Below are 12,317 nucleotides of genomic sequence, written 5' to 3'. Positions count from 1 at the left end.
ATGTCTTTCAAAGGAACTAGTTTAACCCCAACAATAAAACTACTATGAGAACAAAAATATTTTTAATCTTTTTGATGTTTACAGCTTTTGTGAGTTTTGCACAACAAGATGCTCAATATACACAATACATGTATAACACAATTAATGTCAATCCAGCATACGCAGGTTCTAGAGGAGCAATGAGTATTTTTGCTTTACATAGAACCCAGTGGGTAGGTTTAGATGGAGCTCCAGTTACTAATGTAGCTTCTATAAACACTCCTTTAAATGATAGCAACTTAGGTTTAGGTGTTACCTTTATCAATGATAAAATTGGGCCAACGAATGAAAATACTATTTCTGCTGATTTATCATATACTATTCCTACATCGGAGAATTATAAACTTTCGTTTGGTATGAAAGCTACCGCTAATCTATTCAATTTAGACATGACAAAATTGAATCCTGTAGATGCTTTCCCATTAGATCCTTCTATGCAGAATATAAAGAATGAATTTTCACCAAATATTGGAGCTGGTCTTTACTTGCATTCAGATAAAGCATACATAGGGTTTTCGATTCCAAATTTTATTGAATCAAATCGCTACGATGACAATGAAGTAGCTATTTTCAAAGAAAAAATAAACTACTATTTGATGGCAGGTTATGTATTCGATTTAAGTAGTGAAGTAAAATTCAAACCAGCTGTTCTTTCTAAAATGGTCGTAGGAGCTCCACTTCAACTAGATATCTCAGGAAACTTCATGTTTAGCGAGAAATTCACTATTGGACTTGCTTATAGATGGAGTGCTGCTTTGAGTGCAATGGTAGGTTTTCAAGTTTCTGACGGAATGTACATAGGTTACGGATATGACCGCGAGACAACCAAATTAAATAATTATAATTCTGGTTCACATGAAATATTCTTGCGTTATGAAATATTCAAAAACAATGATAAAATCACAACTCCACGATTCTTCTAAAAACAAATAGTATGAAAAATAATATACTTCTTTATATCACATTAATATTCGCTTTTTCATCGAATATATACGCTCAAGAAGCAAAGGTTAAAGCAGCGGAAAAACAGTACGAAAAATACGCTTATATTGACGCAATAAAAACCTATGAAAAAGTTGCTGAAAAAGGGTACAAATCAGTGGACCTCTTTAAAAATTTAGGAAATTCTTACTTCTTCAACGGTGAGCTTGAAAAAGCATCGAAATGGTATGGCGAATTATTCGCAATGAATACTGGCGATTTAGAAGCAGAATATTATTTCCGCTATGCAAATTCTTTGAGATCGGTTGGCGAAAATGATAAAGCTAACGAATATCTAAAACTATTCAATCAAAAATCGGGAAATGATAGTCGCGGAAAACTGTTTATGAAAAATGTAAACTATCTTGATGCGATAAAAGCTAATTCTGGAAGGTATAAAATTGAAGATGCTGGAGTAAACTCTGAGTATTCTGATTACGGAACTGCGATAAACGGTAATGAAATCGTATTTGCATCAGCACGAGATACAGGAAGTCTAGGACAAAGAAAACACAAATGGACGAATCAACATTTCACGAATTTATATTCAGCTACTTTAGGAGAAGACATGACTCCAGGTAAAACTCAAAAGTTTGATGCTAACATAAAGTCGAGATTCAATGAGTCTACTCCTATTTTTAGTAAAGATGGAAAAACAATCTACTTTACAAGAAATAACTTTTTAGACGGTAAAAAAGGAAAAGATGCAAATAAAGTAACCTTAATAAAAATATATAAAGCTACTTTAGAAAATGAGAAATGGACTAAAATAACAGAACTTCCTTTTAATAGCGACAATTACAGCGTAGCACACCCTGCACTAAGTCCTGACGGAAATACCCTTTATTTTGCTTCAGATATGCCCGGAACTTTAGGACAATCTGATTTGTTTAAAGTAAAAATTAACAGTGATGGCACTTATGGAACTCCCGAAAATTTGGGGAATACAATTAACACCGAAGGAAGAGAAACCTTTCCATTTGTAAGTGATGAGAATGAATTGTATTTCGCATCTGATGGTCATCCAGGTTTAGGCGGATTAGACGTATTCGTAACTACTATTAATCCAAACGGCTCTTTTGGAGATGTGCAAAATTTAGGTTCTGATATAAATTCTCCAAAAGATGATTTTGCTTATTTAATTGAAACAAAATCGAGAAGAGGTTTTTTTAGTTCGAACAAAGATGGAGGAAAGGGTTATGATGATATTTATAAATTTTTAGAAGAAAGAAGAATTACTTGTCAACAGTTATTACATGGAGAAATTACAGATTTTGCTACTGCAAAAATACTTCCTGGAAGTAAAGTAACGTTATTTGATAGCCAATTTAACAATGTTAGTACAACTACTTCTGATGATAAAGGAGCATATTCTTTTGCTGTTGAGTGTGGAAAAACATATTATGTAAGAGCACAAAAACAAGATTACAAGACAAAAGAAGAAAAGATTACAATAGCTAGTGAAAATGGAAAAACATACTTACCTATTGCACTAGAAAATGAAAAATGTATTGTAAGTATAGGAGATGATCTTGGTAAATGCTTCAAAATTAAAATGATTTATTTTGATTTAGACAAATCAAATATTAGAAGAGAAGCAGCACTTGATTTAGAAAAAATACTAGATGTATTGAATCAAAATCCAGCGATGAAGTTAGATATTCGTTCTCATACTGATAGTAGACAAACATTTAAATACAATCAAGCGTTATCTGAAAGAAGAGCTAAATCGACTATCAACTGGTTAATTAAAAATGGTATCAATCCAAACCGATTAACTGGAAAAGGATATGGTGAAACGCAGTTAGTTAATAAATGTGCTGACAATGTGGAATGTACAGAAGCAGAACACCAAATGAACCGAAGAAGTGAATTTATCATCACTGCTTTATAGAAGAAACTAATTAAGATTAAAAGGCTGTCCGGAAAGACAGCCTTTTTTTATAGCCAAAATTCAAAGCTAATTTAGAATCTAGACACCTTTTCGTAGCCTATAAGTTTTAGTGCTAAACAGATCATTAAAAGGACAACCCAAAGACCGCCTCTGCCCTATTCACGCAAGTGTAGATTGGCTTTATATTAAATCAAAATGGATAAACACTTAGAAGAATATAGCATGGTTAATAACACGACGTGTTGTAGAAACTAATTTAGACTGATAAGTAGCCAATAAGAGAACTTTAAGCTAGCTACTATCAGCTATGAGCATAAAAAGGGCAGGTTTTAAGGCAAGATGCGATTAATAGCCAGCAAAATCATACCTCAACTGCTAATAAACTGTAAAAAAAAATCATATCTTTTTTTTTTCGGACTATGGCTACTAAAAATAAGTGGTTTGGGATTGCTCTAAAAAATAAAAGGCTGTCTTTTGGGGATAAGACAGCCTTTCAAATATAAACAAACTCAACTTAAATTTTAGCAAAGATATTAGTATAATACTTTCTACCATTTGCCGGATCTTCTTTGATTGCAATTCCAAAATGGGTGAAATCACCTTCAATATTTACTTTGTGACCAGGACTAGCTAACCAAGCATCTAAAACTGCTTTTGGCGTTTTGTAATTATAAGCAATGTTCTCACTCACCGCTTTAGCTCGTAAAGTCCTCATGATATTTTCTGAGCGAGCAACAAAATCATTATGATTAAAAACATTGTTTGCAATCATATAATTATCATGCTCCTCTGACTTGTATGACATATGGTTGATTTTTTCCAAACGATTTAAACCGATACTAACTCTATGAGCATTAATCAAATCCATAGTCTCTAACTCTATCGAATTATAAGAATAATTAACGACTCTTTCTACAGCTGTAGGATTCACTTGGTTTTCAGAAGAATCTGAAGAACATGAATTCATAGTAATCATAATAGCTCCTAGCAATAAGGTACGAAGTAGATTTAGATTCATAACTGTAGTAGTTTAAACTTAAAGTAGATTGTGGGGCAAACAACTTTAAAAAATCAATAGTATATTTTACTTTCTTCGTCAAACATAATTATTTTATCGTTTAAATACCAAAAATAACCGATGAACTACATAATAAAAATACTATTATAATAAATAACCTACATTAAGACGATAAACGTTCGATTTTCCATGAATAATCTTCTTGGCTGGTATATCTAATTCTGTCATGTAATCGATTCGGCCTTCCTTGCCAAAATTCTACGGATAAAGGCGTTACTAAAAATCCGCCACAATGTTCCGGTCTTGGAATGACAATTCCTTCATAATCAATTTCGAGCTGTTTTAAATTTTCTTCTAAAAAAAAACAGCAGAAAGAATTACCTTAGTTTTGTTTGACACTATGACACTCAATTTACCTGCGTCTAGCCGAAATTCGAAAAAATTATTTGAAATATTTATGGTGTTCTTTTGCGCAATTCTTTTTCTGACCACTTACCGCTCTTATTTGTACCAAAAAAAAACAAAGATTAGAATTTTCGGTGTTAGCACTACCGTTTATTGAATTGCAGTTAGTACTAATACCTGTTTTGTCATTTCTACAAAAAATAAAAGGCTGTCTTTTGGGGATAAGACAGCCTTTCAAATATAAACAAACTCAACTTAAATTTTAGCAAAGATATTAGTGTAATACTTTCTACCGTTTGCCGGATTTTCTTTGATTGCAATTCCAAAATGCGTAAAATTACCTTCAATATTTACTTTATGTCCAGGACTAGCCAACCAAGCATCTAAAACTGCTTTTGGTGTTTTGTAATTATAAGCAATGTTTTCACTCACCGCTTTAGCTCCCAAAGTTTTCATGATATTTTCTGAGCGAGCAACAAAATCATTATGATTTACAACATTGTTTGCAATCATATAATTATCATGCTCCTCTGACTTGTATGACATATGGTTTATTTTTTCCAAACGATTTAAACCGATACTAACTCTATGAGCATTAATCAACTCCATAGTCTCTAACTCTATCGAATTATAAGAATAGTCAACCACTTTTTGTACAGCTGTAGCATTCGCTTGGTTTTCAGAAGAATCTGAAGAACACGAATTCATAGTAATCATAATAGCTCCAAGCAATAAGGTACGAAGTAGATTTAGATTCATAATTTTAGTATTTTAAGCTTAAAGTAGATTGTGGGGCAAACAACTTTAAAAAATAAATAATATGTTTTGCTTTCTTTCTCAAACATAATTATTTTATCGTTAAAACACCAAAAATAATCGATGAACTACATAATAAAAATACTATTATAATAAATAACCTACATTAAGACGACAAACGTTCGATATTCCATGAACAATCTTCTTGGCTGGTATATCTAATTCTGTCATGTAATCGATTCGGTCTTCCTTGCCAAAATTCTACGGATAAAGGGGTTACTAAAAATCCGCCCCAATGTTCCGGTCTTGGAATGACAATTCCTTCATAATCACTTTCGAGCTGTTTTAAGTTTTCTTCTAAAAAAGCACGTGATGGCACCACCTCACTTTGGTTTGACACTATGGCGCCCAACTTACTTCCCTCAGGTCTAGATTCGAAATAATTATCCGAAACATTTGCAGCAGTTTTACGAGCAATTCCCTTTATGATTACTTGGCGCTCTAATGTGTGCCAAAAAAAAGAAAGACATACGTTAGGATTTTCTGCAATCGCTTTTCCTTTTTCGGAATTGTAATTAGTATAAAATATAAAACCTTCTTCTGTAAACTTTTTTAACAACACTACTCTTGACTTTGGAAAGCCATCTAAGCCAATTGTAGCTACCGTCATTGCATTAACTTCGCTATCGCCACCAAAGTCTTCTACTTCGTGAAACCATCTATTAAATAAGTTAATTGGATCTTCAGGGATATTAGATTCTAATAACTCACTCTTCTCATACGATTTTCTATAATTACTTAAATCATTCATATTCTATATTTTAAATTGTTAGTACGTCAAATCATTCGATTTAAACAATCGAAAAATCCAATAGCAGTGCTATTAAGTATATTGATTTCTTTAAAATTCAAAGATTTTTCCATCATCAGCTAATAAGACTTCGGAAAAGATAGTTTCTGCTTCTTGCTTAAACATTTCGATGTTCTCATATCGAGTAGAATAATGCCCTAAAATTAATTGCTTTACATTAGATTTCAAAGCAATCGTCGCCGCTTCTTTAGCAGTGGAATGTAGTGTTTTAAGAGCCAAATTTTCTTCTGATTGCAAGAAAGTTGCTTCGTGATACAAAATATCTGCATTTATGATAATAGGAATTACGGCTTCATGGTAGGCTGTATCAGAACAAAAAGCATAACTTTTAGCAGGAATAGGATCAAAACTCAACTTTTCATTTTCGATAACCCTTCCATCTTCTAACGTAATGTCTTTACCATTTTTTATTTTTTGATAGTAACAGGACTCGATTTCATAATTTTGAACTGCATCTACATTAAGTTTTCGTTCACCTACTTTTTCTTGGAACAAAAAACCATTAGTATAAACACGATGATGCAACGGAATCGTTTTGATTAAAACTTTATCATCTTCGAATACTATTTCGCTTTCCTTTGATTGCAATTCGTGAAAAAATAAATCAAAATGGGTCCATGAATTAGACAAACGCAATTGCATGGTAATAATCTCTTTTATCCCTTTTGGACCATGAATATGCAAATCAGTAGTTCTACCCAATAAACTGAATGTAGACACTAAACCAATTAATCCAAAAAAGTGATCGCCGTGTAAATGCGAAATAAAAATATGATTAATCTTAGAAAACTTAATTTTATTTTTGCGTAATTGTACCTGAGTACCTTCACCACAGTCGATCAAAAAAAGTCTGTTTTTAATTTCTAAAATTTGCGAAGTAGGATTGGTAAATGTGCGAGGTGTAGCTGCATAGCAACCAAGTATGGTTAGTTTCAATTTTTTGCGTATTCAGTTGTTTGCTTCTAAGATAAATTATAGGACAAGTTTTAATCGGCGACCACCAACTCATCTAAAATCCTAAATCTCTCTCGATTTCCTCCATTGCAATGATATCATTAGCCTCCAGCATTGACGGCACAACTGCTAACTTAGCAGGAACGGCATTATAATCAAAATCGGAAGCAACGACGATAAAAGATTTTTTGGCTTTTTTATGTTGTTTTGATAAAGGCATAAAAGATTTAATATCGTTCACAGATAGCTTATCATGATTGAGTAAATCAATTATTAAGTTATGATTTTCAAATGATTTATATTGGTGTGTAACCTTCATTAAAAAAGAAGTGCAATCACCTTGTGTATCTTTAATTGTTATCGTGTGGGATTTTTGATCTACTTTCATAATAATTAGTTTAAGAGACTGCAAAAAAGCAGCCCGATTACACAATGAGCTAATTTACAAAGATTTCCGGTTAGTTACTGTATTTTTGACGCTAAAAGATAAATAACCGCCATCCTGATGGCAACACCATTTTCTACTTGGTTTAAAATAACCGATTGACCAGAATCAGCCACTTCACTTGTGATCTCGACACCACGATTAATAGGTCCGGGATGCATGATTACAATTTCTTTATTTAGCGACTCTAAAAGTGATTTATCGACTCCATATTGCTGCGCATATTCCCTAGTTGATGGAAAATAATTCACATCCATTCGTTCGTTTTGTACCCGCAACATATTAGCTACATCACACCATTCTAATGCTTTTCTTAAATCAGATTCCACAGTAACTCCTAATGACTCAATATGTCTTGGTATAAGTGTTTTAGGTCCACAAACCTTCACCTCAGCGCCTTGCATTTGCAAAGCATATATATTAGATAAAGCAACTCTAGAATGTAGAACATCACCTACAATTACTACTTTTTTACCCGCAACTTCTCCTAGTCTTTCTCTAATGGAATAACTGTCTAATAAAGCTTGAGTAGGATGTTCATGAGCGCCATCACCTGCGTTTACAATACTTGCTTTTACATTTTTAGATAAAAAATAAGCGGCTCCAGGATTAGCATGACGCATAACCACCATATCCACTTTCATCGAAAGTATGTTATTTACTGTATCGATTAGCGTTTCGCCTTTTTTTACAGAAGATTGTGCAGCTGAAAAGCTAATTACATCTGCTGACAACCTTTTTTGAGCAAGTTCAAAAGATAATTTTGTTCTAGTACTATTTTCGAAAAAAATATTGGCAATGGTAATATCTCGTAACGAAGGCACTTTCTTTATAGGTCTATTAATGACTTCCTTAAAATGATCGGCTGTTTCAAATATTAGGTCAATATCATTTTTGTTGATATATTTTATGCCTAATAAATGATTTACGCTTAATTCTTTCATTTTTATTACGATTATTAGTTTTTAATAGTTAGCGTTTTTACACCTACTAACTTGTAATTAAATACACTCCATCCTCACCATCATTTTCTTTCCAACTCACTTTCACCTTTTCGTTATTAATCGCATCCACTTGTCGACCTCGATAATCAGGTTGAATAGGTAAATTACGGCTAAAACGCCTGTCTATTAATACTAAAAGTTCAATTTCAGAAGGTCTTCCAAAAGATTGTATAGCCGTCAATGCCGATCGAATGCTTCGTCCAGTGAACAAAACATCATCTATAAAAATGACTTTTTTATTTTCAACAATAAAGTTAATCTTGGTTTTATTTGCTTCTAGTGGCTTTTCAGTTCTACGGAAATCATCTCTAAAAAAAGTGATATCTAAGTAACCCAATTGAATTTCAGGAGTTTGGTATTCTTGTTCTAAAATTTCTTTTAAACGCTCCGCCAAAAAAACGCCTCTGGGCTGAATGCCGACTAAAATAGTATTTGAAAAATCGAAGTGTTTTTCAATTAATTGACAGGCCAAACGGTGTAATATGATAGTAACTTCTTTTGCAGTAAGTAATACTTTTTGACTCATAGTGGTTTATATTGTTTGGTGCGGCAAATATACGAATTCCAATTTATGATTTAATAATTAAAAACACAGAAAATAATTGGTCGCAATACTTTTACTCGCACATTCTATTTTTAGTTATTATTTAAAAGTTGTAACGACCGTTCCTAATGGCTTTTAAACTCAATAACAGAAAAATTAAATGACCACACCCTATTTTTCAATCTCATCTAAATTCCATTTCAAAAAAAATGTATTGAAAATCAAACGGAACCAAATTACATAATAAAACGATAAAATTTTGTAACAACGTAAATATACACTTGGAGTAATTTTACATTTCAACCTAAACTTAGAAATCATGCAAAAACAAATAACTCGAATCTTAATGCTTTTTGTAGTATTATTTTCATTTTCAAGCTGCTCTGTAATTGAAGGAATATTTAAAGCCGGAATGGGTGTTGGTATCTTTATAGTTGTTGCTATTATCGCAGTAATTATTTTTATTATCAGCAAAGTTTCTGGGAAAAAATAAATGGCAAGTTTATACCAATCATTTTTATAAAAAAGTGTTTAGTACGTCACTATTAAACTTCTCTAAATCATTAATAAAGTTAAGTCATAACTTACTTAATGGTTAAAAATAAATACAATTTTGAATTGCCGTTTGAAACCAAAAAAAAAGAGCACGATTTCGTGCTCTTTTTTATTGGTTTAAACTCATTTTATTAGTTCACCAAGAAAAGTGCATTACTAAATAATACGTTTCCATTTTCCCAGAAGCCTCTAAACAATGGATTATCGATCATATAAACAATAGTCCCATCACCTTTGTGCTCCACAGCAAAACTCACTGTATTGTTAAGTTTCTTTTTTACTTGATTACCTATAAAACCGTAACTTTTATAATCTTTTGGTACATAGGCCACATTTACAGCATTTTTCAACAAAGAATAATGATTGCTATCCGTCTTTAGACTGAAATATTTATCTCCTAACCCAAAAGACAATGGATGGGTTTTATTCAGTACGTTTTCTATTATTGCGCCCGGAATCGATTTTGAAATTTCTCTTCGTTCTGAATCGTGAAAATCTAAAAAACGTTCTTTTAACGCTATTGAATCATTTTCCTTCTCTGAATTCAATTTATCTTCATCGCTTGCAAAAGGACTTAAAGCATAGCCTTCTTTTCCATCAAAAAGAGAAAGTGCTCCGTTCATTGCAATTACTTTTCCTCCATTTTTGATCCACTCACCTATTTTCTTCTGTTGCTCTTCAGAAAAAGTATAATCGCCATCCGCTAAAATTAAGGTGTTGTAATCCATTAATTTCAATCTATTAAAATTATTTACTTCAACCACACTTACTGGATAATCAATCGTTTCTTGCATATAAAACCATGCCGCTCCAAACTCAGTTGAAGAAACCCCTTTTCCAGACAACAAAACCACTTTAGGCACTTTCAACAAATTAAAATTTTCGCTTCCTACATCTTTAGCATTCGATGAAAAGCCCGTATTGATGTAATTGTAATCTGTTTTTATCTTTACTAAATCTGATATGGTTTTTTCAAAATCAACCACATTGGGATTATCCGCTTTTGTTACTAATAATCCACCCGGCTCTACAGTTACATCGCCAAAAATAGCCTTGTTCATTGCAGAGCGTACTTTGATATTATTTTGGTGCAATAAAGACAAAACCTGAGCTGAAATTCTATTATTCCAAGGAACATGAAAAGCATACACCTTTTGCGGAACCGTTTTTTCATTCACTTCGATTGTTGCCTTGGTTTTAAAACCCAAACTATTTTTTAAAGCATATCCTTCCACTCCATACGCTAATGGCAACGCCCAAGCGGTAATGTCGTATGATAAACTATCATTTAATTTCTGGTTTGGTTCAAATAATACTTGCGTAAAAACAGCTTTAGGCTGGTCTACTTTTACAATCAAATCGTTTGGTTCTATAGTAAAACCTTTATCTGATTTCGCACTATAATTGTATCCTGAAGCTTTTAAGCTAGCATCGGCATAACTGAATTCTATATTATTCTTTTTTAACAAATCCGCCAGCTGAATTAGCTTTGGATTGTTTTTCATGACATACATTTTGTAATTCCCCTTCACCGTTTTTCGAGAATTATTCATAAAACCTCTAAAACCTTTCAATAAAACATCTGCTTGAGCTGAAGCCGACTCTACAACAGTAAGTACGGCGGTAGCATGATGTGTCAATCGATCTTGGATAGTCACAATATTCCCGTTACTCATCATTACAGCTCTGCCCGCTCCTATTCCTCCTTGTTCTAAAGTCATTCCCACCGCTCCATTATAAGCAGGATAGGTATCACCATAACTTGGATAAAACAAATCAAATCGCTCACTAGTATTGTACATCCAGTTTTGCGCATCAAATTTCTGAGACATATTTTTACCTAACACATTGTGAAAATCTTTTTGGTACTTCTCTATAAACTCATGAATAGGTTCAGCTGAGGGCGGAAAAAAATAAGGTGATTCATATCCCATTTCGTGCACATCAGTATGTACTTGTGGCATCCACTGGTTATACAAGGCGATACGTTGCTGACTTTCTGGTTGTGTTTGCCAAGCCCAATCTCTATTTAAATCAAAAATATAATGATTATATCTTCCACCTGGCCAAACTTCCATGTGCTCTCTATCATATAAACCTGGATGTGTTTTTTTACCTGAAATCTCTCTTAACCAATTCCCATACCTGGAATATCCATCCGGATTCATACAAGGATCCAAAATAACAATTGTGTTCTCCAACCATTTTTTAGTTTCTGCATTCGAAGGATTCACTAATTCATAAGCCACAGTCATAGCGCTTTCAGTTCCAGCAAATTCATTTCCATGAACATTAAAACTCAACCAAACAATCAACTTATCGCCTATCATTTGACTTCCATTTTTAGATAAACCAATGGCGGCTAAGTTGTTATTTCTAATTTGCTCTAGATTGGCTAAGTTCTCCGGAGTCGAAATAAAAAAAACATTCAAACCCCTTTGTTCAGGAGTCACTCCATATTTTTGTTGTTTAATAAAAGTAGATTTTTCAGTAAGCTGTTTGAAATAATCTTCTACTTGATGGTAGTAAGTGATCTGTTTACCATAGGAAGGCAAAAATTCCGAAGGACTTTGTACTTGTGCCTGAGTACTAGATACCATAGCAAGCATTAAACAAAAAGAGTAAATGATTTTTTTCATAGTCATATAAGTTAGTTACGCTTCAAAAATAGTATTTTGGTAACTATCGCACAAGGAATAGACTACTTTAATACTAATTAATTATACTATAATCACCTATTTAACAATTCTTCATTATTGAGGAATCACAAAAAATAAGCAATATTAATTATTAAATAAGTAATATTATCACTTGAGAATTCGTATCCTAATAACATTCTACTATATTTGCG

Annotated in this window: 12 protein-coding genes; 3 read left to right on the top strand and 9 right to left on the bottom strand. The window is 32.7% G+C overall.

Annotated elements, in window-relative coordinates; translation table 11 throughout:
* Nucleotides 1-44 precede the first annotated feature (44 nt).
* Nucleotides 45-962, top strand: coding sequence for a PorP/SprF family type IX secretion system membrane protein (locus LNP27_RS08955; RefSeq protein ID WP_229941303.1), 918 nt, complete (start codon nt 45-47; stop codon nt 960-962).
* Nucleotides 963-973: 11 nt separating this feature from the next.
* Nucleotides 974-2,914: an OmpA family protein gene (locus tag LNP27_RS08950; protein WP_229941302.1), complete on the top strand. Its 1,941-nt coding sequence runs from the start codon at nt 974-976 to the stop codon at nt 2,912-2,914.
* Nucleotides 2,915-3,428: 514 nt separating this feature from the next.
* On the opposite strand, the gene LNP27_RS08945 is transcribed toward LNP27_RS08950, so the two are convergent.
* From LNP27_RS08945 to pyrR, 8 genes are all read right to left on the bottom strand, one after another.
* Nucleotides 3,429-3,932, bottom strand: a complete 504-nt coding sequence (locus tag LNP27_RS08945) for a CAP domain-containing protein (RefSeq protein ID WP_229941301.1) — start codon at nt 3,930-3,932, stop codon at nt 3,429-3,431.
* A gap of 163 nt (nt 3,933-4,095) precedes the next feature.
* Nucleotides 4,096-4,242 (bottom strand): pyridoxine 5'-phosphate oxidase C-terminal domain-containing protein, encoded by a 147-nt coding sequence (locus LNP27_RS08940; RefSeq protein ID WP_229944056.1) that lies wholly within the window; start codon nt 4,240-4,242, stop codon nt 4,096-4,098.
* A 350-nt stretch (nt 4,243-4,592) separates the two neighbouring features.
* Nucleotides 4,593-5,096 carry a CAP domain-containing protein gene (locus tag LNP27_RS08935; protein WP_229941300.1) on the bottom strand — a complete coding sequence of 168 codons (504 nt, stop codon included), beginning with the start codon at nt 5,094-5,096 and terminating at the stop codon, nt 4,593-4,595.
* Between the two features lie 163 nt (nt 5,097-5,259).
* A complete protein-coding gene (gene pdxH / locus LNP27_RS08930; protein ID WP_229941299.1) occupies nt 5,260-5,904 on the bottom strand; it encodes a pyridoxamine 5'-phosphate oxidase in 645 nt (214 codons plus the stop codon).
* 90 nt (nt 5,905-5,994) lie between these two features.
* Nucleotides 5,995-6,900: a ribonuclease Z gene (locus tag LNP27_RS08925; RefSeq protein WP_229941298.1), complete on the bottom strand. Its 906-nt coding sequence runs from the start codon at nt 6,898-6,900 to the stop codon at nt 5,995-5,997.
* A 73-nt stretch (nt 6,901-6,973) separates the two neighbouring features.
* Nucleotides 6,974-7,306: a ribonuclease Z gene (locus tag LNP27_RS08920; RefSeq protein ID WP_229941297.1), complete on the bottom strand. Its 333-nt coding sequence runs from the start codon at nt 7,304-7,306 to the stop codon at nt 6,974-6,976.
* A gap of 74 nt (nt 7,307-7,380) precedes the next feature.
* On the bottom strand, nt 7,381-8,307 hold the full coding sequence (locus tag LNP27_RS08915) for an aspartate carbamoyltransferase catalytic subunit (protein ID WP_229941296.1): 927 nt from the start codon (nt 8,305-8,307) through the stop codon (nt 7,381-7,383).
* Nucleotides 8,308-8,353: 46 nt separating this feature from the next.
* Nucleotides 8,354-8,893 carry a bifunctional pyr operon transcriptional regulator/uracil phosphoribosyltransferase PyrR gene (gene pyrR / locus LNP27_RS08910; protein WP_229941295.1) on the bottom strand — a complete coding sequence of 180 codons (540 nt, stop codon included), beginning with the start codon at nt 8,891-8,893 and terminating at the stop codon, nt 8,354-8,356.
* A 337-nt stretch (nt 8,894-9,230) separates the two neighbouring features.
* Between pyrR and LNP27_RS08905 the strand changes: the two genes are divergently transcribed.
* Complete coding sequence (locus LNP27_RS08905) at nt 9,231-9,404, top strand: hypothetical protein (RefSeq protein WP_229941294.1); 174 nt, start codon at nt 9,231-9,233, stop codon at nt 9,402-9,404.
* A gap of 193 nt (nt 9,405-9,597) precedes the next feature.
* Here the strand turns inward: LNP27_RS08905 and LNP27_RS08900 are convergent, their stop codons facing one another.
* The gene (locus LNP27_RS08900; protein ID WP_229941293.1) at nt 9,598-12,105 is read right to left on the bottom strand and encodes a M14 family zinc carboxypeptidase; all 2,508 of its coding nucleotides are present in this window, start codon (nt 12,103-12,105) and stop codon (nt 9,598-9,600) included.
* Nucleotides 12,106-12,317 lie beyond the last annotated feature (212 nt).

It is taken from the genome of Flavobacterium galactosidilyticum, from assembly GCF_020911945.1.
Classification (GTDB): Bacteria; Bacteroidota; Bacteroidia; order Flavobacteriales; family Flavobacteriaceae; genus Flavobacterium; species Flavobacterium galactosidilyticum.
This window is presented reverse-complemented; position numbering and strand designations above follow the sequence as displayed.

What these genes read in the sequence shown, in the direction of transcription:
- LNP27_RS08955 (WP_229941303.1), top strand. Translation starts at nt 45, where the DNA reads ATGAGAACAAAAATATTTTTAATCTTTTTGATGTTTACAGCTTTTGTG.
- LNP27_RS08950 (WP_229941302.1), top strand. Translation starts at nt 974, where the DNA reads ATGAAAAATAATATACTTCTTTATATCACATTAATATTCGCTTTTTCA.
- LNP27_RS08945 (WP_229941301.1), bottom strand. Translation starts at nt 3,932, where the DNA reads ATGAATCTAAATCTACTTCGTACCTTATTGCTAGGAGCTATTATGATT.
- LNP27_RS08935 (WP_229941300.1), bottom strand. Translation starts at nt 5,096, where the DNA reads ATGAATCTAAATCTACTTCGTACCTTATTGCTTGGAGCTATTATGATT.
- pdxH (WP_229941299.1), bottom strand. Translation starts at nt 5,904, where the DNA reads ATGAATGATTTAAGTAATTATAGAAAATCGTATGAGAAGAGTGAGTTA.
- LNP27_RS08920 (WP_229941297.1), bottom strand. Translation starts at nt 7,306, where the DNA reads ATGAAAGTAGATCAAAAATCCCACACGATAACAATTAAAGATACACAA.
- LNP27_RS08915 (WP_229941296.1), bottom strand. Translation starts at nt 8,307, where the DNA reads ATGAAAGAATTAAGCGTAAATCATTTATTAGGCATAAAATATATCAAC.
- pyrR (WP_229941295.1), bottom strand. Translation starts at nt 8,893, where the DNA reads ATGAGTCAAAAAGTATTACTTACTGCAAAAGAAGTTACTATCATATTA.
- LNP27_RS08905 (WP_229941294.1), top strand. Translation starts at nt 9,231, where the DNA reads ATGCAAAAACAAATAACTCGAATCTTAATGCTTTTTGTAGTATTATTT.
- LNP27_RS08900 (WP_229941293.1), bottom strand. Translation starts at nt 12,105, where the DNA reads ATGAAAAAAATCATTTACTCTTTTTGTTTAATGCTTGCTATGGTATCT.